18 protein-coding genes are annotated in these 22,278 nt (G+C 59.7%); 3 read left to right on the top strand and 15 right to left on the bottom strand.

Annotated features, from left to right (window positions below; all coding sequences use genetic code 11):
• Positions 1-25: 25 nt before the first annotated feature.
• The 13 genes from ACWNRM_RS06185 to ACWNRM_RS06125 form a co-directional block, all read right to left on the bottom strand.
• Entirely contained in the window at positions 26-589 is a 564-nt protein-coding gene (locus ACWNRM_RS06185) for a NifU family protein (RefSeq protein WP_485169924.1), read from the bottom strand.
• A gap of 75 nt (positions 590-664) precedes the next feature.
• Positions 665-2,026, bottom strand: a complete 1,362-nt coding sequence (locus ACWNRM_RS06180) for an ATP-binding protein (protein ID WP_485169925.1) — start codon at positions 2,024-2,026, stop codon at positions 665-667.
• A 6-nt stretch (positions 2,027-2,032) separates the two neighbouring features.
• Positions 2,033-2,809, bottom strand: coding sequence for a response regulator (locus ACWNRM_RS06175; RefSeq protein ID WP_485169926.1), 777 nt, complete (start codon positions 2,807-2,809; stop codon positions 2,033-2,035).
• Positions 2,810-2,907: 98 nt separating this feature from the next.
• A complete protein-coding gene (locus tag ACWNRM_RS06170) occupies positions 2,908-4,164 on the bottom strand; it encodes a hypothetical protein (RefSeq protein WP_485169927.1) in 1,257 nt (418 codons plus the stop codon).
• Positions 4,165-4,599, bottom strand: a complete 435-nt coding sequence (locus ACWNRM_RS06165; protein WP_023979755.1) for an ExbD/TolR family protein — start codon at positions 4,597-4,599, stop codon at positions 4,165-4,167. It lies immediately after the preceding gene.
• 121 nt (positions 4,600-4,720) lie between these two features.
• Positions 4,721-5,143 (bottom strand): ExbD/TolR family protein, encoded by a 423-nt coding sequence (locus ACWNRM_RS06160; protein ID WP_023979754.1) that lies wholly within the window; start codon positions 5,141-5,143, stop codon positions 4,721-4,723.
• Between the two features lie 2 nt (positions 5,144-5,145).
• Complete coding sequence (locus ACWNRM_RS06155; protein WP_485169928.1) at positions 5,146-6,204, bottom strand: MotA/TolQ/ExbB proton channel family protein; 1,059 nt, start codon at positions 6,202-6,204, stop codon at positions 5,146-5,148.
• Between the two features lie 200 nt (positions 6,205-6,404).
• On the bottom strand, positions 6,405-7,064 hold the full coding sequence (locus ACWNRM_RS06150; RefSeq protein ID WP_485169929.1) for an energy transducer TonB: 660 nt from the start codon (positions 7,062-7,064) through the stop codon (positions 6,405-6,407).
• 387 nt (positions 7,065-7,451) lie between these two features.
• A protein-coding gene (prfB, locus tag ACWNRM_RS06145) for a peptide chain release factor 2 (RefSeq protein WP_122048714.1) occupies positions 7,452-8,583 on the bottom strand; the annotation gives its coding sequence in 2 pieces (ribosomal slippage) (positions 7,452-8,513 and positions 8,515-8,583; 1,131 coding nt in all).
• A 29-nt stretch (positions 8,584-8,612) separates the two neighbouring features.
• A complete protein-coding gene (locus tag ACWNRM_RS06140; protein ID WP_485170047.1) occupies positions 8,613-11,270 on the bottom strand; it encodes a penicillin-binding protein 1A in 2,658 nt (885 codons plus the stop codon).
• A gap of 155 nt (positions 11,271-11,425) precedes the next feature.
• Positions 11,426-12,310 carry an aldo/keto reductase gene (locus tag ACWNRM_RS06135; RefSeq protein WP_485169930.1) on the bottom strand — a complete coding sequence of 295 codons (885 nt, stop codon included), beginning with the start codon at positions 12,308-12,310 and terminating at the stop codon, positions 11,426-11,428.
• A gap of 158 nt (positions 12,311-12,468) precedes the next feature.
• Entirely contained in the window at positions 12,469-13,992 is a 1,524-nt protein-coding gene (locus ACWNRM_RS06130) for a Hint domain-containing protein (protein ID WP_485169931.1), read from the bottom strand.
• A 417-nt stretch (positions 13,993-14,409) separates the two neighbouring features.
• The gene (locus ACWNRM_RS06125) at positions 14,410-15,585 is read right to left on the bottom strand and encodes an SMP-30/gluconolactonase/LRE family protein (RefSeq protein ID WP_485172173.1); all 1,176 of its coding nucleotides are present in this window, start codon (positions 15,583-15,585) and stop codon (positions 14,410-14,412) included.
• 259 nt (positions 15,586-15,844) lie between these two features.
• Between ACWNRM_RS06125 and pgm the strand changes: the two genes are divergently transcribed.
• From pgm to ACWNRM_RS06110, 3 genes are all read left to right on the top strand, one after another.
• The gene (pgm, locus tag ACWNRM_RS06120) at positions 15,845-17,491 is read left to right on the top strand and encodes a phosphoglucomutase (alpha-D-glucose-1,6-bisphosphate-dependent) (protein ID WP_485169932.1); all 1,647 of its coding nucleotides are present in this window, start codon (positions 15,845-15,847) and stop codon (positions 17,489-17,491) included.
• A gap of 262 nt (positions 17,492-17,753) precedes the next feature.
• Positions 17,754-18,044 carry a hypothetical protein gene (locus ACWNRM_RS06115; protein WP_485169933.1) on the top strand — a complete coding sequence of 97 codons (291 nt, stop codon included), beginning with the start codon at positions 17,754-17,756 and terminating at the stop codon, positions 18,042-18,044.
• A 62-nt stretch (positions 18,045-18,106) separates the two neighbouring features.
• Positions 18,107-19,150 (top strand): alpha/beta hydrolase family protein, encoded by a 1,044-nt coding sequence (locus ACWNRM_RS06110; RefSeq protein ID WP_485169934.1) that lies wholly within the window; start codon positions 18,107-18,109, stop codon positions 19,148-19,150.
• A 50-nt stretch (positions 19,151-19,200) separates the two neighbouring features.
• Here ACWNRM_RS06110 and ACWNRM_RS06105 read toward each other — a convergent pair whose 3' ends face one another.
• Together ACWNRM_RS06105 and ACWNRM_RS06100 are read right to left on the bottom strand one after the other, a co-directional pair.
• Positions 19,201-21,525 (bottom strand): TonB-dependent receptor, encoded by a 2,325-nt coding sequence (locus tag ACWNRM_RS06105; protein ID WP_485169935.1) that lies wholly within the window; start codon positions 21,523-21,525, stop codon positions 19,201-19,203.
• Positions 21,526-21,698: 173 nt separating this feature from the next.
• Entirely contained in the window at positions 21,699-22,256 is a 558-nt protein-coding gene (locus tag ACWNRM_RS06100) for a cytochrome b (protein ID WP_485169936.1), read from the bottom strand.
• Positions 22,257-22,278 lie beyond the last annotated feature (22 nt).

The following is a 22,278-nucleotide window of genomic DNA, read 5'->3' as shown; positions in this document are numbered from 1 at the left end:
CGCTGGATGACTCTCACTCACGGCTTCAATCCTCGACCTGCTCTACTGCCACCACTTCCGGGACGTAATGACGCAGCATGTTTTCCACACCATGTTTCAGTGTAGCACGCGACGAAGGGCAGCCTGCGCAGGCACCCTGCATCGTCAGACGTACAACACCGTCACGATAGCCTCTGAATACGATATCACCCCCATCTCCTGCAACGGCAGGCCGGACGCGCGTATCAAGCAGCTCACGGATCTGAGCCACCACGGCCTCATCCTCGGGCGCAATGGCCTCTTCCTGCGCCTCAGTCGTCGATTCGAGGCTAGGCTGACCGGATTCGAAGTGGCTGGTCATGGCAGCCAGAAGCAAGGGCTTCAGGGTATTCCAGCTGAACTCATCCGTCTTGGTCACAGAGACGAAGTCACCGCCGAGAAAGACCCCGCAGACCCCCTCGACGTTGAAGAGAGCTGTCGCAAGAGGCGAACGACCCGTCGCCGCACTGACATCAGCAAAATCAGCGGTGCCACGATGGCCAGTCACAGCGCGCCCAGGGAGAAACTTCAGGGTAGCGGGGTTCGGGGTGTCTTCGGTTTCGATAAACATCACAACTCTCGGATCACAGTTATCGCTGTGACATGTGCCATCAATCGCGACTCCGCAAGTCCTTTATCCCTCAAATCAGGCCTGAGAGACACCAAGAGGTAGCATGATCTGCACACACAGACCGCGGCCCGGCACATTGTGCAGATCGACCTTGCCTTTTGCCCGACCGACCTCACGCGTGACGATGGCCAGACCCAGCCCCATGCCTCCCGTTGCGCGCGAGCGTGACCCTTCAACACGGTAAAATGCCGACAGGACGTTCTCCAGCTCCGCCTCCGGAATACCGGGCCCGTCATCAACAACGGAAATAACAGCGTCCCGGCCATTCGTCTCAAGCGTGACATGCGCGTCACCGCCATAATTGCAGGCATTGTCGATCAGATTGGCGAAAACACGCTTGATAGCAAGCGGGCGGACAAAGGCCTGACAACGATCGGGGCCGGTATAGCTAGTCTCACGTCCTCGATCACTCTGAGAGTCGAGAAGCGTGTTCAGGATAGCGACGAGATCGACCTGCTTGATCGGCTCGGGATCAAGATCGCCGGCCAGATAGGCCAGAACGCCCGTCACCATGGCCTCCATCTCGTCAATATCGGCTTCAATCGCAAGCTGCGTTTCTTCATCATCCATGAAGCCAGCGCGCAGACGCAAACGCGCGAGAGGGGTACGCAGATCATGCGAAACTGCAGCCAGTATCTCTGTACGATCAGCGATAAGCCGCCTTATGCGGTGTTGCATCTTGTTGATTGCCTGCGCAAGGCCACGAACCTCTCGCGGACCGCGCTCATCCACCATCGCCCACTGCATGTCATCAGACTTGGCAATGCTGTCAGCAACCTGAGCAAGAGCACGCAAAGGTGTGCTGAGCGCTCGTACAATCATGGCTGCAGCCACAGCGACAGCACTTGCCGTGATAGCCGCCGATGCCAGCCCGCCCGTCATGTGCCTGTGCTTGAGGATGCCTGGCACATTGAAAGCCAGCCGGCTTCCATCTGCCAGTTGAAGGCTGCCGTGTATACTCGACGAGTCAGCCCGATCTGCCCAGACACGAACATCGGCTTTGCCAAGATCACGATCATTGGCAATCAGGCTTTCCTCGACCTGGCGCAATCTGTGCGGCTGGTCGAGGTCGATTGGCTGGTTGGCCGAACGCCAGCTTACATTGATACCGTTATCCGAGAGAAGGGCACCGAGCAGACCGCGCTGACTGATCGGCGTCGTGCGCAGTACACGCAGATCAGTGCTCAGCTCTTCCGCAAGCTGGGTTATGCGGCTGTCATCATCAATGTAGGTTTCGGCCTCTTCGTAGAAAAAGGCGCTCGCCACAAAGACGAGGATGACAGCTGCGAGCAGAACCACGCTGACCCGTCCGACAAGACCGACGGGCCACAAACGGATGATGCGGGGCGTATTTCCCCCTCCAAGAGTGAACGGCATGAAGCCTCAGACGCGCTCGACTTCTGCTACGAAGATATAACCCAGACCGCGCACTGTGCGGATCAGTGAATCGGCATCGGCACCAAGCTTGCGGCGCAAACGGCTGACGAGCACGTCAATGCTCCGGTCTGAAACGTCGCCAAGGCGCGTACGTGAAAGCTCCAGCAGACGGTCGCGGGCAATGACGCGCTGCGGATTGTCGAGAAAGCTGGTAAGCAGATCGTGCTCGGCGCCAGAGATGTCGACCACGGCACCCGAAGGATCCGTCAGTTCACGACGACGCAGGTCAAGTTTCCATCCGGCGAAAAGAATCGTTTCCTTGCGTGTCACCTCGGTCGGCGCCACACCCTGACCGCGACGCAGCACAGCGCGGACACGCGCCAAGAGCTCGCGCTGGCCGAAGGGCTTGGCGACATAGTCATCTGCGCCGATTTCGAGACCCAAGACGCGGTCACGTTCTTCCCCACGGGCGGAGACCATGATGATAGGAGTTTGTGCCAGGGGTGCTTCGCCGGGGTGATTTGTGCCCTGACCGTTACGAATGGCGCGACAGAGTTCTACACCACTGGTCTTGGGCAACATCACGTCCATGACGAAGAGGTCGACGGGCCCTACCGCCAGAGCGTCCCACATCTCGTCCCCCGATGCGACGCTACGCACCCTGAAGCCATCGCCCTGAAGGGCGCGCTGGATAAGGGTGCGCATTCCAGGATCATCTTCAACGATGAGGATACGCGCTGGCAGGTCAGCAGCAGGGGAAGGAGCAGGTGAAGCTGTCGTCATTATCCCATCGATCATTCAGTGGTAAACGAGATTTGATACAATCTATGTCTCGGTTCGCGCAAGAACAACCACTTCGACAGGAAACGACCAACTTTACTCTATTTTGATGGTTTTGTCAGCAAAAGGGTCCAGAGCTGGGCCAGATCCTGAGATCCGTGATCGCCATGAACATCAGCGAATGTCTGGATTGCGTCAGCCTTACGACCGCCATCCATCTGGGCCATGCCGTATTGCAGTTTGGCGCCTTCGGGTGCGATCGGCTTCTTGGCCAGTCCTTCACGCATCAGGGCAAGACCCTCATCCACCTGACCATTCAGCACAAGGTTGTACCCTGCGGTGAGTGACGGTGCGGCGTTGGGCATCTTGCGCGCCGCATCTGCATCTGCAGCCAGCGTGGCCTTCGTCTCAGCGGCACGCTTCACCACCATGGCCTTCAGGCGGGCCTCACGCGCAGCGCCCTGGTCCTTGCCCAGCGCGCCCGAAGCATAGGCCTGGTTCATCAGGTTGAGCCCCAGCTGCGGCAGGCCGGACTGAACAGCGCGCTCGACCATATCCATATAGTCTGACGGGTCCTTGAGCACACCCGTCGTCATGCGCAGACGCTCGAGGTTGAACTGCAGGGCATCAGGCATCTGGGGGTCAGCTGCGAGATTATGGATCAGCATCGCCCAGTAATCAGGCTTGGAGTAGTATTTGGCGAGCAGCACATAGGCATGCGTCTCGTTCGCCGAATCCTTCATCTGATGATAGCAGGTCGCCAGGAACTGAAGCTGGTTCTCAGGCGGAATACGCTTGGCCTTGATCTCGTCGTTGATCTGGTCCTGCTGCACACGCGCAGCGTTCTTGTAGTCCTGCTGCAGATAGTAGGACTGGACCAGAAGCGTCTGCATCTGGGCGTTCGGACCGGCAATCTTGAGATAGCGCTCGATAGCCGGAACCGCATGCACGTAATCCTTGGCGTTATACGCCATGGTCGCGTTGGCCATCAGCATCTGCTGCTTGGCTGCCGCGGGTGTGCGCGGTGACGCGATCAGCACGTCATAGGCTTTCGAGGCCGCGGCCACATCGCCCGACGAGGCAGCAACCGCCGCACGCATCTGGGCAATGGTGTATTTCTCGTATTCGGTTTTCCCCGGAATCGCATCAGCCGCGTTCACAGCGCTCATGGCCTTGGCGTAGTTTTTAGCGCCCAGAGCCGTTTGCGCTTCCTGCAGGGGTTTGCCGACCTTGGCACTCAGCTGGTCTTCAGCATGAGCGATCGTGACGAGCGAAGACCCGATGACCGGAACGAAAGAGGAGGCTGCCAGAAGCGAGCTGGCAACCAGGAGGGCGCGAGAACAACGGGGAAAACGCACTTACTGTCCTTCCATGAACTGGTCTTGACCGACGATACCGAGCTTGGTGATGCCAAGACGCTGGGCGTCGGCAAGCACATGGGCAACCGTCTTGTAGTCTGCCAGGCGATTGGGGTGAATATGCATCTCGGGCTGATCGGGCAGGTTTGCCGCGTTCATGAAACGCGCCTGAAGATCGGCTTCGGAGGAGACGGGTTCGCCATTCCAGCTGATGGAATTGTCGAAATCGACCGCAACCGTGACAACCTTGGGCTCTTCGGTGCTCGGCGGCGGATTGCCCTGCGGCAGGTCCAGCGCGACCGAATGCGTCTGAAGCGGAATGGTGATGATCAGCATGATGAGCAGCACGAGCATGACGTCAATCAGGGGCGTCGTGTTGATATCGACGATGCCCTCGTCTTCATGCGTGCTGTCGGATCCGACGCTCATGGCCATGAGAGAACTCTCCAACAGGCGGAAAGCCGGCCAAGACCGGCATCCGGAAAAAACGGAGCCGGAGCCCCCTGCGACCCTGCGGGATCAGCAGAAGGCTCCTGAAGCGGGGTCCTGACCGAAATCAGGAGTGAGGCTGCTCGGTAATGAAATCGATGCGATAGATGCCAGCTTCCTGACAGGTCGCGACGATTTTGCCGACAGCTTCGTAACGGGCTTTGCCGTCACCCCGGATCTGGATCTGGGGCTGAGGCTTGATGACTGCGACCTTCTCGAGACGATCGAGCAGATCCTGATGACCACGCAGAGGAACTTCGTTCCAGTACGCCTGACCATTCGCCGTGACCGCCAGGACAATATTGCCTGGCTTGGTCTGGGTCGGCTGGTTGGCGTCGCGCGGCAGCTGCACCTTCACGGAATGCGTCGCAACCGGGATGGTGATCAGGAAGATGATGAGAAGAACGAGCATGACGTCAACGAGCGGCGTCGTGTTGATCGCCGAGACGACTTCGTCTTCTTCACCACCCCCACCGACGTTCATCGCCATGATCAGGCAACTCGCGAGCTGGTGGTCGTGGTCGTCGGGCTGTGGTCAGGGCTGACCGTCGGGGCAACACCGTGACGGAAGCCACCCAGCAGGACGGACTGAACGTCGGCAGCAAAGTTGCGTACGCGGTCCATGGCGCCCTTGTTACGACGGACGAGCAGGTTGTAGCCCAGAACCGCCGGAACAGCGGTGGCAAGACCGATAGCCGTCATGATGAGCGATTCACCAACCGGGCCGGCAACCTTGTCGATTGAAGCCTGACCTGCAATGCCGATGGCGGTCAGGGCGTGATAGATACCCCAGACGGTGCCGAACAGACCGACGAACGGCGAGGTCGAACCTACGGTGCCGAGGAAGGCGAGGCCGCCCTGCAGACGCGTATTGATGGTGTCAACCGAACGCTGAACGGACATGGCGGTCCAGCTATGCAGGTCGATGGCGTCGCGCATCGAGCCTTCATGGTGCTCGGCAGCCACAATGCCGGTTTCGGCAATGTAGCGGAACGGGGAAGCCGGCTTCAGGGAGGCAGCACCCTCCTGAACGGTCGGCTTGGTCCAGAATTCACGTGCAGCTTCCTTGGAAGCCGAGAACACCTTGGACTGTTCCAGGAACTTGGTGACCATGATGATCCAGGTGCCTGCGGACATGATGACCATGATCAGCAGAACGCCACGGGCGATGGCGTCACCGTTGGACCAGAGAGCGCTCAGGCCATACGGGTTTTCCTGAGACTTCGGCGCGGTTGCCTCGGCAGGAGCTTCAGGAGCCGGAGCAGCGGCGTCAGGCGCAGGGGAGCCAGCGGCCGGAGCAGCAGCGTCAGGGGCCGGGGCGCCGGGAGCGGGCGCGGCCGCATCAGGAGCCGGGGCACCGGGGGCAGCCGGAGCAGCAGCATCGGGCGCTGCGGGAGCCGGGGCTGCAGCGTCGGGAGCAGGAGCCGCAGGCTGGGCAGCCGGGGTTTCCTGGGCAAGAGCAACGGCCGGCACGACCACACCTTGCGCCACGGCAAGCGTGACTGCCAGGGCCGGGGCGGCGAGAGCGGGAAGGCGGAACAGTCTCGTCATTAACTCCAAATCCTCTGAAAAAGAGCCCCTTCGAGAAGGACTCTGGCAGTGCCGCCCCGTTCTCTGCCGGGCGCGGCTTGGTTTCTCACTTTCCGGGGCGCGGAGGCTGCCTGCCCCCTGCCCCGTCGGAAGAAGAAGCCGGAGCCTCTCTTCCGTCATTCCGTCAGGCGACCGGTGCTTTCACGCCAGTCGCCACGCACTCAGTCATCACCCAGGGTGAAGTTGATGTGCAGAGTATGGTGATGCTCGACCACCGGCTGTCCATTCGTAACCGCGGGCTGGTAACGGGCCTTGCGGAGGAACTCCATGGCAGCCTCGACGAAGGCATGACCACCCGTCGAATTGGTAACCTGGCAGTTTGACGTGCGACCGTCGGTGCCGATGTCACAGGCTACGGTAACACTGCCTTCGCGGTTTTCTTCCAGCATCTCCTCGGGGAAGACCGGACGGGCACCGTTGATCGGCGAGGCACCAGCCGAGTGATCCGGCACAGGCGGGCCCTTCGGCGCTGCGGGAGCGGGCGGCGCATTATTGGCAGGCGGCACAGGTGCCGGCGGCTTTTCATGCGTGACCTGCTTGATCACATGCTTCTGTGGCGGCGGCTGAATCTGGATCTTCGGCGGCGGTATGTACGGCGGCGGCGGCGTCGTCATCTGCGGCGGCGGCGGCGGCGGTGGCGGCGGCGGTGGCTTCTTCGGCTCCGTAATGATCTTCGTCTTGATCGGCGGATGGAACTGTTCGACGATTTTCGAACCCAACCCGTTCACCAAGGCGTAGATCACAACGATGTGGAAAAGCACAGCGATTGCGATGCCGACGATGTACTTCGTCGGGCGTCGCTCCTGCTCGGCGTAGTTCATCGGTTGTGTCACTCCAAACCCTCTGTCCTGAGCCCCACACCTCTCTTGGCGAGAGGGGCGGACCGACTTGATAATATCGCAACCGCCCCATGCGACTTGCGTTCCGGTCAGGCGTCAGTCTGGCCGACACATCCCGAAATGTTTACCATGCTCCCAGCGCATGGCTCCCGTGCAAATTGGGCAAAGGTAAGGCACTGCTGTCAAGTCAGTTTCGTTTCGATCACACCGTTTTCCGACAGGCAAGGTTTTGCATACCAGCGGTGCGATGCTTTCAGACACAGTGAAACGGAACATTAATTCACTGCAAGAGTAATATTTATGAAACGCGCAAAAAGGGGCTGAAAGTCCTGCACCGCAAGAGATTCAGCCCCCTGGCGCCAAAGCCCTTTATTGGGCGTTGGCGCTGGCCTCGGAACGTGTTGCGCCTACGCGTTGGGCGAGTGCTGCAGACATGAAATCGTCCAGCGCACCATCAAGCACTGCATCGGGATTGCCTTTTTCCACCCCGGTGCGCAGATCCTTGACCAATTGATACGGCGCCAGAACGTATGACCGAATCTGGTGGCCCCATCCAATATCGGTCTTGGCTGCCTCGGTCTGGGCTGCGGCGGCTTCACGTTTCTGCAGCTCAGCCTCGTACAGGCGAGCCTTGAGCATCTGCATGGCCGTGGCACGGTTACGGTGCTGTGAGCGGTCGGTCTGACAGGCGACAACGATACCGGTCGGGATATGCGTGATGCGAATCGCCGAATCGGTCTTGTTGACGTGCTGCCCACCTGCGCCGGAAGCCCGGAAGGTGTCGACCTTGAGGTCGCCATCATTCACCTCGATCTCGATCGTGTCGTCTACCACGGGATAGACCCAGACGGACGCGAAGGAGGTCTGGCGACGGGCAGCGGCATCGAAGGGTGAGATACGCACGAGTCGATGCACACCTGCCTCGGTCTTGAGCCAGCCATAGGCATTAGCCCCCGTGACCAGAAGCGTGGCAGACTTGATGCCAGCCTGCTCGCCCTCGCTGGTTTCCATGATGGTCACCTTGTAGCCGCGCTGCTCTGCCCAGCGCGTGTACATGCGCAGCATCATTTCAGCCCAGTCCTGGGCCTCCGTGCCCCCTGCGCCGGCATTGACCTCGATATAGCAGTCATTGCTGTCCGCCTCACCCGAGAGCAGGCTCTCGATCTGGCGTGCGTTGGCCTGCTCGGCCAGCTTGCGCAGGGTCGCAACGGCTTCGGCAACCGTATCCTGATCCTGTTCGTCTTCGGCCAGCTCGACAAGTTCGAGCATATCGGCAGTGTCCTGCTCGATCTTCTCGACACCTTCGATTTGTGTCGCCAGCAGCGTCCGCTCACGCATCAGTTTCTGCGCGGCGTCTGCATCATTCCACAGGTCGGGGTCTTCTACCCGGTGATTGAGTTCGGCGAGACGTGTCTGTGCAGCATCCCAGTCAAAGATGCCTCCTCAGCAGTGCCACCGACTGCTTGATCTGCTCCGATAGGGCCTCGGTTTCGGCCGACATGATTCATGCTCCTGCGTGTTCGTTGGGTCTCAATAAAGCCCGCCCATGCCAATGTCACCCTGTGGCTGGGCATTAGGGGCCTGTTGTTTTTTGGGGGTACCGGAATTTTCGCCGCCTTGCTCGCTCAGCCCGGCCTGACTCGATGCCCCTGCCATATCGGTTTCCGTATCATACAGATCGGTCCCGGTATCGGCAGCCGTAAGTGCTTCCGTTCCCGCACCGAACCCGTGCAGGGCGATGCTCATGCCCGGCACCTGATCCGCCTTAAAGCCATCGACTGCCATCAGTCGGCCGGTGTCGTAACGAGCCAGGGTCACGCCCTCCGGCACACGGAAGTGCAGTTCGGGCCGCCCCTCAAGGGCCACCTTCATGAAACGGTTCCAGATCGGCCCGGCAATACGCCCACCCGTCTCGCTCTTGCCGAGCGATTGCGGTGTGTCGAATCCGATCCAGACCACCGTGACGATATCGGGGGTAAACCCGGCAAACCACGCATCGCGGAAGTCCTGGCTGGTGCCCGTCTTGCCTGCTATGTCACGTGTGATGCCCTGCCCCGCAATCGTGCCCGTGCCGCGCTTGATCACGTCCTGCATCATGGCCGTAATCTGATAGGCGCTTGCAGCACTGGCGACCTGACGGCGGTTGTCCTGCACCTGCGGCACCTCCACACTACCGGGTGCCGGGCCCGCAGGGGCGACAGGCGCCGGCGTGGATGGTGTGGTCACATCCGCGGGGTTGCCAGAAGGGGCGGCTGCAGGCGCCGCGCCGGGACCCACAGCCGGGGCCATGATTGCCGTCTGGTTAGGGGCCTGCATGGTCGTGCCAAGGGCGAGGCCCTCGGGCTTCCACAAGACACTGCCATCGCGATCCAGCACCTCGTCGATCAGGCTGGGTGTCACCAGCTTGCCGCCGGAAGCAATCGTGGCATAGGCCCCCGCCTCGCGCAGCACCGTGGTCTCGACCGCACCGAGCGCTGCTGGGAGCACATGCGGCATCTGGTCGACCAGCCCGATGGAGATCGCCATATCGGCCACGGATTTCATGCCCAGATGCGCTGCAAGGCGGATCGTCACGAGGTTGCGGCTCTCACGCAGGGCATCATGCAGGGTTGTCGGGCCCCAGTTGTCTTCCTCGTAATTCTTGGGATGCCAGTCACCATAGGAGACCGGTGCATCATCGAACTTCTCGGAGGGCGGTATGCCCTGCTCCATCGCATCGAGATAGACAAAGGGCTTGAACGATGACCCGGGCTGACGAAGCGCCTGTGTGGCACGGTTGAACTGCGATTCTTTGAACGACCAGCCGCCCACCATCGCCAGCACACGCCCGGTGCGCGCATCGAGACTGACAAGTGCGCCTTCAACCTTCGGAACCTGTCGCACGGCGACGCGACCGGACTCAGCCTGAGGCTCGATCATGATCACATCACCGGCGGCCAGTGTCCCGGCATTGCGCATCCAGCCCAGATCCTTGGGGATGACCTGGCCTTCCTGCTTTTCTCCATGTGAGAGCCAACCGACGCGCCCTTGAGCAGGGTTCAGGACGACAGCCAGACGCCACTGATCGATCATGCCAGCAGGAGGCGTAACGTCTTTCAGCGCCTCAACCCAGCCGTCACCGGCCACAGCATCGTGCAGCTTCGTCACAGGGCCACGCCAGCGGCTATGGCTGCGGTCGTACTCCATGAGCCCCTGACGCAGGCTCAGGGTCGCTGCGTCCTGCAATTTGCGATCGAGGCTCGTATGCACCTCAAGGCCGCCCTGCATGGCGCGGTCAGGCCCGTAACGATCAATCAGCTGACGGCGCACCTCGCTGCCAAACCATTCGGCATTGGGCAGCGGGCCGAAACGCACCGCATCATGCGGAATGAGAGGCTCTTTCTGTCCTGCTGCGGCCTCTTCGTGCGAGATGGCATGGATTTCGGCCATGCGGTCCAGCACCCAGTTCCGGCGCTCGATGGCACGCTCGGGATGGCGGTACGGGTTATAATTGGCAGGTGATTTCGGCAGCGCGCCCAGAAAAGCCGCCTCGGCATTGGTCAGCTGATCGAGCGGCTTGTTGAAATAGGTCTGCGCCGCTGCGGCTACGCCATAGGCCCCATTACCAAGATAGATCCCGTTGAGATAGATTTCGAGGATCTTGTCCTTGCTCAGCGTCTGCTCGATGCGCAGCGCAAGAAGGGCTTCCTTTTCCTTGCGCTCAAGCGTGCGGGCATTGCTGTTGAGCAGCATGTTGCGCGCAACCTGCTGCGTGATGGTCGAGGCACCCAGAGCCCGCTTGCTGCGATGGGTCAGGTTCGTCAGCTCGGCACGCATGATGGCCAGCGGATCCAGACCCGCATGGGTATAGAAATTCTGATCCTCAGGCGCAATGAAGGCATTTTTCACGCGCTCGGGAATGGCATTGATCGGAATATAGATCCGGCGTTCGGCGGCCAGCTCGGCCATGATATGATCGTCAGACGTATAGATCCGGCTGACGGTAGGCGGCTGATAGGTCTTGAGCGTATCGACGCTCGGCAGATCAGACGCGATGCGCTCATACTGGTGCCAGACGAACAGTCCTGATCCGGCCACCCCTACCAGGGCAATACCAGCGGCAACCGCAAGACCTTGGCGCCAGCGGCGGAAACGCGGACCACGAGGCGGCTGGCGTCCTCCTTCGGGGCCGCGTTGCCCGCCCCCCATAGGGACGCGCCCGTTGCCTCCGCCACCTTGGGCAGTCGAGAACCAGAACAGGGGGAACCCGGTGGAGGAAAGGGCGGTGGTGGCGTGGATCATGGCAAGCGTTCTAGCATTGTCCAGCGCCCTCGTCGCCCCCCGCAATCATGGCAGGAAAAGCCTTAATTTTCGGAACTTTTCCAAGCCTCGCGGCCCTGCTTGTCCAGCGCTGCGCACTCCTCCTCGCTCAACGTGATGGACGCGGCCCGGACATTCTCTTCCAGATGGGCGGGACTGCCGGTTCCGGGAATGGGCAACATCACCGGCGAACGGTGCAGAAGCCATGTCAGGGCAATCTGCCCCGGTGAGGCGTCACGGTCTTTCGCTATGGCATCGAGCACCGTGCCGGGGCGAGCCAGAGACCCGGCTGCCAGCGGAGCCCAGGGAATGAAGCCAATCTGGTGCGCCTCGCAGTAATCGAGCACATCCTCCGATTTGCGATCGACAAGATTGAAGCGGTTCTGGACAGTCGTCACAGGGAAGAAAGCGCCCGCCCGCTCGATCATCGGCACATCGACTTCGGACAGACCGACGTGACGGATCAGCCCCTCCTGCTGCAGTTTGGCGATGGCCTCGAACTGCGCTTCCGGCGGGCAGTCAGCCCCCACACGGTGAAGCTGCCACAGATCAATGCGTTCCACGCCCAGCCGACGGAGCGACATGAGCACGCATTGACGTAGATAATCAGGATGACCAACAGGACGCCAGATATCGGGGCCATGACGTGTCAGGCCACCCTTGGTGGCAATAACCTGCCCGCCATAGGGAAAGAGCGCCTCGCGTATCAGATCTTCCGAGACAAAAGGCCCATAGGAATCGGCCGTATCGATCAAGGTAATTCCCAGATCGCGCGTATGACGCAAGGTTGCGACAGCCTGCTCGTGGCTTTGTGGCGCGCCCCACACCCCTTTACCGGTAATGCGCATGGCGCCGAAGCCAAGCCGGACGACCTCAAGGTCACCACCTATGGCGAAAACGCCGGATTGGGCTGCATCAATGGATGGCATTGAGAGAACTCCGCATTGACTGGATACGCCATCAACGCAGGCAGACCAGACCGAGTTTGGAGAAATGACCCTGTCCATCCATTTCGTAGGGTAAAAAGCCCACCCCGAAGGAGATGATCCCGGCTGGGGACCGGGCTGACCAGCCCCCAGCCCCAAAATTACCCTGCGTTGACGCTCATCTCACCTTCAGCGCCCTCATCGGCACAGAGGTAGGGGCCTCCAGCGAGGATCTCAAGCGAGACGAGCCTGTGTTCCCCGCCGATTGTGTGCGCCAGGAAAAGAAAACCATTTCCTTTGGTCCAACGCGCTGCCCCCCCCGCATAATCATGCCAACCGTTCATTTCGCAGGGCGAAAGATGCCTGTCATAATCAACGATCTCGCCAGACACGAATTGCAGGATCTGTCCTACCAGCACTCCGAGGTCACGTCGGTCGTCATAAAACGGACCGATGATATCGCAAGGCCGCGCTGAGCGTGAGCGAATGGTCACGCTTTGAGCCGATGGCGGAAGCTGGAAGATATGCTTCGTGCCAGCAATACGCAGCGGCCGAATGATCACCCCGTCATCCGTCACTAGATGCAGATCAGCCTGATCGGTCAAAGCCTGTTCCAGCTTCGTAACTCCAGGCTGCATCATCTCGATACGACGATAGATCGGTTCTACACGCTCATGATCTGTCATAAGAGGCGCAGCCGCATCACGGTCCCAACTCAATGCCGCTCTCGCGGGGACTACACGAGAGGACTGAATAGTAAACATGCTCCGATTGCCGGTATCCAGATAACTTTCAGACAGAACACCATCAGCGACGACAACCGAATGGCTCTTCGTCTCGAAATGATAGAACGCATAATCGCTACGGGACCTGTCATAGAAGATCGAGCGACCGTTCACCAGCATACGCGCTGGAACGAAATGCCCGTCCAGCAACAAGCCATGCTCGGCGGTCACATAGAGATCACGAGCAGGCTTACCGGCCCCCAGCGCATCCTGCCGGATGCATACAGGATAACCCGCAAGATCATCCGGCAATGTCCGGTCAATCACGCAATGACCACTGCCAGTCCAGATCACCTCACTTAGCTGAGGCACACCATCGACAATCGTTGTAATCTGATCGCCTACCCGGATCTGCTCAACCGGCACTGTGCCTGCTGCGGTCTCGATACCGGTTCCGGCCAGGTAACACACAACCAGCGTAATCCCCGTACCGGAGTCGATGATGGAATAGCCGGTATTCTGAACATTCTGGATATTCAGTGTCAGAGTACGACCATCCTTGAGGTTGAGGAGCAGCTGGTTCGTATTTTTTGTGACTGAGGCTATCTGATCCTTTGTCAAACCTTCAATTTTGATTTTATCAGAAAGACTCTCGCTTGCGCCGTTGAACCCTGTAATCAGGGTAGAGGGGAGCGAACTGGCCGAGAGCGTCATCGTCGCATAGCTGGTGTCAGCGAGGTTAACCGTACCCCCCACATTTCCAGTCAGCTGTGCCGATGCCCCGGCAAGCAGGGAAACGGTGCCGACAATGCCACCCCCGTCACTCACGACGATAGTGGCACCGGATGTCACCGTCTGGTTTTGAACCCGAGCCTGAGAGCCCTGCACGTTCTCCACTGAACCCACACCATAGACAGTACCGCCTGATATGGTGCCGTAATTGGCAGTGGTCCCTGTCAATCGGGCACCAGTTGCACAATTAACAGACGAATCAGACTCCACTGAACAATTCAGCAATGTCGCCTGCGCCTGAGCAGTGGCTCTTACCCCACCGGTAAGATTCGAGCTCTGAGCAATCGCCCCCGTCTCCAATGTCAGCGAACCACCCAGAAATGTCGTCAGATAGGCACTGCCCCCCCCCTGGATCGTCGTTGCGCAGTTCGTTTGTGTACGCGCCAAGAGCGTACCACCTGGTTGAACCAATATGGTCGAGTTGATGTAGGCAACCTGCGAGACGATGCCGGGCTTAATTACGAAGTTTCCACCAGCCATATGACCTGATCCATTTTATTATGTTTTTTTCAGGTTATCATAATGATTTATGAAAACATAACTTTACCGTAAAACAATTTTATTACTTGATTTATACATAGTATTTCACGACGGAGCGGCACCCTGAACGCCGACTTGCAGCATGTAAAGCGCACTGCCCGCGCACATCACGATATGGTCGCGCTTCGGACCGGCAAAGGTCAGGTTCGAGCATCCCTGCGGCAGGCGAATACGGCCGAGCAGCACGCCCTGCGGGCTGAAGACGAACACACCGCACAGACCAAGCGGCCCTGTCACACCACACCATAGATTGCCGAAAACATCGGCCCTGAACCCGTCAGGGTTCATCTGCGCGCCATGAAAGCGCATGTCAGCAAAAACACGCCCATTGGCCAGACTGTCACCCTGCACATCGAACACGTGGATAGCCTGGTCACCGCCCTTTTTCTGACCCGGCCCTGCCGGGGTCGAGGCGATATAGAGCTTTCTGAAATCGGGGGAGAAGGCCAGACCATTCGGGCAGGTCACGTCCTTTTCCATCAGCACAGCCTTGAGCGTGCCATCCGGGGCAAGGCGGAACACGTGATCCTGCTGGCGCCTGACACCGCCGATCTCGCCAATCAGCTCACGGCCGATCTTCCACTTGATCTTGCCATCCGGGTTGGTCGGGCCGCCCGGTTCATCGGCATGACCTTCTGAGATGTTGGTTCCATAGCCCGGATCGGTAAACCAGATGCTGCCATCGGGATGCGGTACAACATCGTTGGGGGAGTTGAGGCCCTTGCCCTCGAATTTATCGGCAAGCACGGTCACGCTGCCATCATGCTCGAAACGAACGACACGACGGAAGAAATCCTGACAGGTGATCAACCGTCCCTGGAAATCGAAGCAATTGCCGTTGGCTGCATAACTGTCCGGACGGAACTCGGTAACTTCGCCCGTCTCCCAGATATAGCGCAGTGCCTTGGACTGCACGACGTCACTGAAGACCAGATAACGCCCCTCGCTGCTCCATGCAGGGCCCTCGGTCCAGTCGCCCTTGTCATAGATGCGCCGTATGGGGGCTGCGAAATAGGTAAGGTTACTGAAAGACGGATCGAGTGCGATCACATCGGGGTCGGGGAAATAGGCCGGTCCGGCCGACGCCCCCCATTGACGTGGCGGCTGACTGATTACGCTCGGCGGTGATGCCGTTACATCCGTGGCGGCACGTGCCGGCAGGGCAGCACAGACAGCGCCACCCAGCGCCGTCGTCAGAAACCCTCTGCGAGCGAGGGGCATCTTGAGTTCCATCATATCGTCCTGTGAGCGTTATCATTCCTGTTGCCATGCTAGGAACGTTCCGCATCGTAATCCGGACGGGAACAGTTTTGTATCAAGTTATTGTCAGCACGCTTTGTTGCCCGATCCGTGTCTCGCCTGCCTCATAACGGCCATGTGAAGTGCCTATGCAGGGCGTTCGCCGCATTGACTCGGTGCCATTGGGCGGTGTCACCTGAAAAGGTCAAAACCGTCTGCAAGATCAAGGACCCGGATACCCATGACTGCTGTCAGCCCTCTCGCCGGCAAGACGCTGGACCCCTCCGCCCTCGCCGATATTCCGGCGCTCATCGGGGCTTACTACAACCGCAAGCCTGACCCGGCCATTGCCGCGCAGCGCGTGTCCTTCGGCACATCGGGTCATCGTGGGTCGTCGCTTCATACCAGTTTCAACGAGAACCACATCCTCGCCATTGCGGAAGCCATCTGCCGCTATCGCAAGGACAAGGGTATCACGGGGCCGCTTTTCATCGGCATCGACTCCCATGCGCTGTCCGACCCGGCACAGCGCTCCGCCATCGAGGTCTTTGCCGCACACGGTGTGGAAGTCCGCATCGACTGCAACAGCCGCTTTACCCCCACCCCCGTCGTCTCGCATGCCATCCTGACCTACAACAAGGGACGCAGCGAAGGTCTGGCCGATGGTGTGGTCATCACGCCTTCGCATAATCCGCCCATCGATGGCGGCTTCAAATACAATCCTCCTCATGGTGGTCCGGCCGATACCGACATCACCAAGGTGATCCAGGATCAGGCCAACGCCTTCCTGACCGCAGGGCTCAAGGACGTGCACCGCCTGCCCTATGAGGAGGCCCGCAAGGCCGATTGTGTGCGCGGCCATGATTTCATCACGCCTTATGTGGATGATCTGGGTGCCGTGATCGACATGGAGGCCATCCGCAATTCCACCATCCGCATCGGCATCGACCCGCTGGGTGGGGCGGCGCTGGATTACTGGCCGGCCATCATCAAGCGGTATGACCTCAAGGCCACGATCGTCAGCACGGAACTCGACCCGACCTTCGGTTTCATGACGGCTGACTGGGATGGGCAGATCCGCATGGATTGCTCCTCCCCCTACGCCATGGCCCGTCTGATCGGCATGGGCTCGCAGTTCGATGTGGCTTTTGCGACCGATACCGATGCCGATCGTCATGGCATCGTCTCGCGTCCCGACGGGCTGATGAACCCGAACCATTATCTGGCCGTCGCCATCTGGTACCTGTTCAACAACCGCCCCGGTTGGAGCCAGGATGCCGGCATCGGCAAGACGCTGGTCAGCTCGGCCCTGATCGACCGCGTAGCCACCAAGATCGGCCGCAAGGTGGTCGAGGTTCCGGTCGGCTTCAAATGGTTCGTGGACGGGCTCTATAACGGCACGCTCGGGTTCGGTGGCGAGGAGAGCGCCGGTGCGTCGTTCCTTCGTCGCGATGGCAGCGTCTGGTCCACCGACAAGGATGGGCTCATTCTGGGACTGCTGGCAGCCGAAATCACGGCGGTTACCGGCAAGACCCCGTCCGAGCATTACAAGGCCCTGACGGCGGAGCTCGGTGCTCCCTTCTACCAGCGCATCGATGCCGCAGCGAACGCCGCGCAGAAGGCCATTCTTTCCAGGCTGACGCCGGAACAGCTGCCCATGACCCATCTGGCCGGTGACGCGGTTCTGGCCAAGCTGACACGCGCACCCGGCAATGATGCGCCGATTGGCGGGCTGAAGGTCACGACGGAAAATGGCTGGTTCGCTGCCCGCCCGTCCGGCACCGAGGATGTCTACAAGATCTATGCCGAGAGCTTCGTGAGCGAGGATCACCTGAAGCAGATCCAGAAAGACGCTCAAAGCGCCATCTCGGCCCTGTTCGACGCCTGAAGCCTCTCCCCCTCTCCGGTCCCGACCCTCTGACCGGAGAGGGCCCAGCCCTCATGAGAACAGGCGTCATGGGCAGGCTCTTAATGCCTTCGCGCCTGTTCTCGTGCTTGCCCCGGTATCACGATGGCTCTGTCTTCATAAGCCCGTGACGCACCCCCACCCTGTCGGAAAACGCGTTGCATCAGACCATGATCGCTCCATGATGTGACCTGTGTCGGCCGGCTTCGCCATCGGCCGGGTTCGGGCATGGAGTATTTAAGTCATGGCGCTGGCAAGACTTATTCTGACGCTCTGCGGCATGGGCACAGCCCTCGCGGCGCCGCCCTCGCCTGCCGGCGACTGGCAGGGCACCCTTGCCCTGCCCCAGGGGCAGTCCCTCCCACTTGTACTACACCTCTCGCCGCGGGCTGGCGCGCCACAAGGCGAATGGTCAGCCACACTCGATAGCCCCGCGCAGTCTGCTTTCGGCCTGCCTGTTCAACGTGCCACGCTGGAAGGACAGACACTCACCCTGGAGCTGCCCGGACTTTCAGCCCGCTATGTTGGCCCCTGAGCGGACTGGACAATGTTCTTGCGGGGACATGGTCACAGGGAGCCTCCTCCTTCCCCCTGCGCATGACCCGAGCGACCGGCATGGCGGCGGCGGCCGTGAGCGCGGCGCCTTCGCGCCCCCAGACACCGCACCCCCCTTTTCCCTATCGCAGCGAAGATGTCGCTTTCGATAATCCTTCCGGTCCGTCCCATCTCACCGGCACACTGACCTTGCCTCAGGGCAAGGGCCCCTTCCCGGCTGTCATCCTCATTACCGGCTCAGGGTTGCAGGACCGCGACGAGACGGTTGCAGGGCACAAGCCCTTCCTGCTCTGGGCCGACGCGCTCACCCGTCAGGGCATCGCTGTCCTGCGTCTGGACGATCGACAGAGAGGGGGCTCGACCGGCCCAGTCACGACCGCCACCACAGAAGATTTCGCCTCGGATATCGTGGCTGCACTTCGCTTCATGCGCCATCGCCACGATATCGATCCGCAAAGAACCGGCCTCATGGGCCATAGTGAGGGCGGCGTCATCGCGGCGATGATGGCTGCCCGTGATCGGCAGATCAGCTTTATTGTCATGCTGGAAGCCCCGGCCGTGCCGGGGCGACAGATCATGCTCGCCCAGAGACACTGGGCTGCTGCGGCCCGGCATGTGCCGGACGCTGTTTCCCGTCAGAGCGACGTCCTGTTTGAAACGGTGCTCAACGCCATGACACCACAGCAATCCCAGAAAGCCGCCGAGCAAGCTGCGAACGACGCGTGGAATCGCCTGAACGGGACGCAATCCGGCCTGCCGGACAGTCTGCATGATCTCACCCTGCCTGCCATACGCTTTTACGACCGCTACGATCCCGCCGTGGCTCTGTCGCAGGTGAGCTGTCCTGTTCTGGCCACCCTGGGCAGCAAGGACAGGCAGGTCCCCCCCGACCTCAATCGGCCCGCCTTGCAAAAAGCCCTGTCACGCAACCCACACGCCCGCATCGTCGAGTTCCCCGGTCTCAATCACCTGCTTCAGAAAGCCGAGACGGGGGATGTGAGTGAATACGCCCTGATCGAAAACGACATCGACCCGAGCGTGCTCAAAGCGGTAAGCGAGTGGATAAGGACCCAGACCCATCCATGACGGGCAAAGGGTCGCAGCCGTGCCGCCGCAACCCGAAATACCCGCCCGGCTCAATTGTAATTGCCTGACAGGCTTACCACCGCTGCGAAACCCGAACCGATGTCATAGGTCGGCTGGGAGCCTGTCAGACCACTCCCATAAACGCCGCGATGGGCTGTGGCAGCGGCAGTGTAGCCATAGACACCGGACAGATAATGCTGGTCGGAGATATTGATGAGATTGAGCATGAGCTTGGGCAGTACATGCCCGAATTTAGGCAGGCTGCGACCAAGCGAGATATCGGCCGTCATATAGGACGGGATGCTCTGATCGTTCATCAACGTGGCATATTGCGCGTCCGAGTAGCGGAGGTTGAATGTCCCGAAATTGGTCCCGTCATCATAGCTCAGCCCCATCGTGGCGAGAAATTTCGGCGCGCCGGGTTCCTGCTTGCCCTTGGTGGGCAGATAATCCCCCTGATAGGCGATATTATTGCCAATACGCGTCATCATGTACTGGCCCGACGCATAGGCGCTCAGATGGTGCCAAGGATGGGTCGCGAGTTCGAGTTGCACGCCATTGGCTTCCTGCCCGCCAGCATCAATCACCTGCGCCACGATATTGGTGGATCCAGGCTGATAGGTTGCACTCGTGATCTGATGATGGGTCATGTTGTAGTGAAAATAGGCGATATTCGCCATCATCGCGCCACTGTAACGATAACCGATTTCCTCGCCGATCATGTATTCCGGCTCATAGGGATCGAGCGGAGTGGACGTGGGCTGCCCATTCAGATGGCTGTACATCGAAACCTGTGAGTTCAGGCTGCTCGGCATACGATAACCTGTCGTGCCGTTGATATAGACCTGACTGGCCTGATCGAACCGGTAGCTCGCCAGAAATTGCGGGGCCGGTATGAACGCATTGCGCACGGATTTGTAGGGCGTGGCACCGGGCAGATCCATCGTGTACTGCCGGTTGAACATGGCCGTCTTGAGCCCGGCCTCAAGCACAAGACGATCGTTCAGGAGGCTCACCTTGTCATTGATCGCCAGTGTGTTGGCCTGTTGCAGGGCGTTCTCGGGGTCCTCGTTGATCGGCATACCGCCAAACGCCGTCAGATAGCCGGTTGAGCGCGTCCACTGCCCCTGTGCATTGATCGGATAATAGCGCTGATTCGAGGATTCATTGGCGTAGGAATACCAGTAGGAAACGCTCAGCGTATTGAAGGAATGCCTCCAGCTTCCCACCAGATTCAGCCCCGATGACAAGGTAAACCAGGGCTGATGGACAGCCGTACGGAGCGTTGCCGATGAGGGCGCGTAGCCATCGAGATGATCGTAGCGTTGTGTGCCGATATAGCCCCCCGAAACCGGTACATTGGCGCCCCAGAAATAGGGGCCGTTGAATTCGACCCCATAGGCTGTGGCATCGAGCGACAGCCCGTGATCGAAGCCGAAATGGTTCTTGAGCGCGCCAAAAACCGTGCCGGTATTGCGCTTGTTGATTTCATAAAAGCCCGGCGAGCTCGGATCCTTCGTGGTATTGTACCCCACACCATAAGTCCGCCACTGGCCGAGTGTCGGGTAAAGCCACGAGGTCTGATCGGACTTGGTATAGCCGAATATTGCTTCGGAATCGCTGTGCGTATTCCAGCTTTTGGTCAGAGCGGCATCCACATGCCAGCGGCTGACCGATCCGGGCCCGCGCCAGAGATTGCCGCTCGAATAGGACCCGGAGGCAAAACCATAAATCCCGCTATGACCGATCTCACCAGTGTCGTAACGCACGAATTCCTTGTTCAGGCTATGTGTCCCGCCAGATGCCTGTGCGAACAGGTTCTGATGGGTGGCAGGCTTGCGTAATGTCATCGAGAGTTGCGCCCCGACCGCGTTGTAGACGGGGGCGTTGACGTCTGCCGAACCCTGCATGACCGAAATCGACCCCATGTTTTCGGTATCGACCATCGACGGGGTGTAAACACTGTAGGTAAACGGATTGGCGGCCGGAATGCCCTCGTAGGTCACCCCGATTTCCGTCCGGTCCAGACCACGTATGTGGAAGGATTCGAAGGAGGCCGTCAGTGGCCCCTGACTCGATCCGACCACCCCCGGCAGATTGGCAATCAGACCCGTTGGCGTGGACATGGGCGATTGTTTTTCGATGAAATCAGCCGTGAGCGTGCTGATTGTCCTGGGGGTGAGGTGCTTCACCATCATGCCACCCCCGCCCTCACGATGACGCCCCGATACTTTCACCTGCTCTTCTTTTGCTGCCACCACCGGTTTTACTGCCATGACAGGGCGGGGCGAAGGTTTGACAGGTTTGGGCTCAGCCTGCGCACGGACGCTGTCGAGACACATCAGTGATACGGCAAACAGAAGCAATTTTTTCATCGGACCATCCGAGGGTTGCGGGAAGATGGTCCGGGATATGAAATAAGACGCGCCAGAAATATCCGTTTATAAAAATTTCATTGTTTTGACGTTATAATCTTCACGATTCACAACAACATTTTATTTTACAAATAAATAATAGAACATTTCCGCGTCACCGGCGCAGAAACGAACTACAGATCTGACCTGACAAAAAGAATACGCCGCACCACACCGTCGCGCCGGATCAGATGATATAGCGCCGCCAGACCATGCAGCAGGATCAGCGCCGCAAAACTCCAGACGACAGCGTGATGCACGTTACGCAAAACCGCCTCGTTTCTATCCGTGTGAGCAAGAGGCAGCAGCGGCCAGTCGAACCACCCGAAAATCGAAAGCGGCAGTTCCAACGTGGCGCAGGAAGCCAGGGCCCAGCCTGAAACAGGGGCAAGAAGCTGCAGACTATAAAGCGCCCCATGCACCGCATCGGCAAGCCGCGCCTGCCAGATGCTGGTCCCGAGGGGATGGGGCGGCGGCTTGTGCCCGAGGCGCCAGATCACGCGCAGCGCAACCAGCAGCAGGATGACCACACCCAGAGCGCGATGAGTCTGGAAAGCCGAAAATGCCGCTGTGTCAGGCAACCCCGCACGATCCATCGCAAAGCCGAGCAGGATCTGCCCGATCAGGAGCAGGGCGAGGCACCAATGCAGAAGAATGGCCACGAAGGTGTAGTGCGGTGGCCTTTCGCGCATTGACGCATGATACGTCCTGCCA

This window comes from Asaia sp. A2, from assembly GCF_057319415.1.
This window is presented reverse-complemented; position numbering and strand designations above follow the sequence as displayed.

Coding starts and splice junctions, on each gene's coding strand:
- ACWNRM_RS06185 (WP_485169924.1), bottom strand. CDS start 589: ATGTTTATCGAAACCGAAGACACCCCGAACCCCGCTACCCTGAAGTTT.
- ACWNRM_RS06180 (WP_485169925.1), bottom strand. CDS start 2,026: ATGCCGTTCACTCTTGGAGGGGGAAATACGCCCCGCATCATCCGTTTG.
- ACWNRM_RS06175 (WP_485169926.1), bottom strand. CDS start 2,809: ATGACGACAGCTTCACCTGCTCCTTCCCCTGCTGCTGACCTGCCAGCG.
- ACWNRM_RS06165 (WP_023979755.1), bottom strand. CDS start 4,599: ATGGCCATGAGCGTCGGATCCGACAGCACGCATGAAGACGAGGGCATC.
- ACWNRM_RS06160 (WP_023979754.1), bottom strand. CDS start 5,143: ATGGCGATGAACGTCGGTGGGGGTGGTGAAGAAGACGAAGTCGTCTCG.
- ACWNRM_RS06155 (WP_485169928.1), bottom strand. CDS start 6,204: ATGACGAGACTGTTCCGCCTTCCCGCTCTCGCCGCCCCGGCCCTGGCA.
- ACWNRM_RS06150 (WP_485169929.1), bottom strand. CDS start 7,064: ATGAACTACGCCGAGCAGGAGCGACGCCCGACGAAGTACATCGTCGGC.
- ACWNRM_RS06140 (WP_485170047.1), bottom strand. CDS start 11,270: ATGGGGGGCGGGCAACGCGGCCCCGAAGGAGGACGCCAGCCGCCTCGT.
- ACWNRM_RS06135 (WP_485169930.1), bottom strand. CDS start 12,310: ATGCCATCCATTGATGCAGCCCAATCCGGCGTTTTCGCCATAGGTGGT.
- ACWNRM_RS06125 (WP_485172173.1), bottom strand. CDS start 15,585: ATGCCCCTCGCTCGCAGAGGGTTTCTGACGACGGCGCTGGGTGGCGCT.
- pgm (WP_485169932.1), top strand. CDS start 15,845: ATGACTGCTGTCAGCCCTCTCGCCGGCAAGACGCTGGACCCCTCCGCC.
- ACWNRM_RS06115 (WP_485169933.1), top strand. CDS start 17,754: ATGGCGCTGGCAAGACTTATTCTGACGCTCTGCGGCATGGGCACAGCC.
- ACWNRM_RS06110 (WP_485169934.1), top strand. CDS start 18,107: ATGACCCGAGCGACCGGCATGGCGGCGGCGGCCGTGAGCGCGGCGCCT.
- ACWNRM_RS06105 (WP_485169935.1), bottom strand. CDS start 21,525: ATGAAAAAATTGCTTCTGTTTGCCGTATCACTGATGTGTCTCGACAGC.
- ACWNRM_RS06100 (WP_485169936.1), bottom strand. CDS start 22,256: ATGCGCGAAAGGCCACCGCACTACACCTTCGTGGCCATTCTTCTGCAT.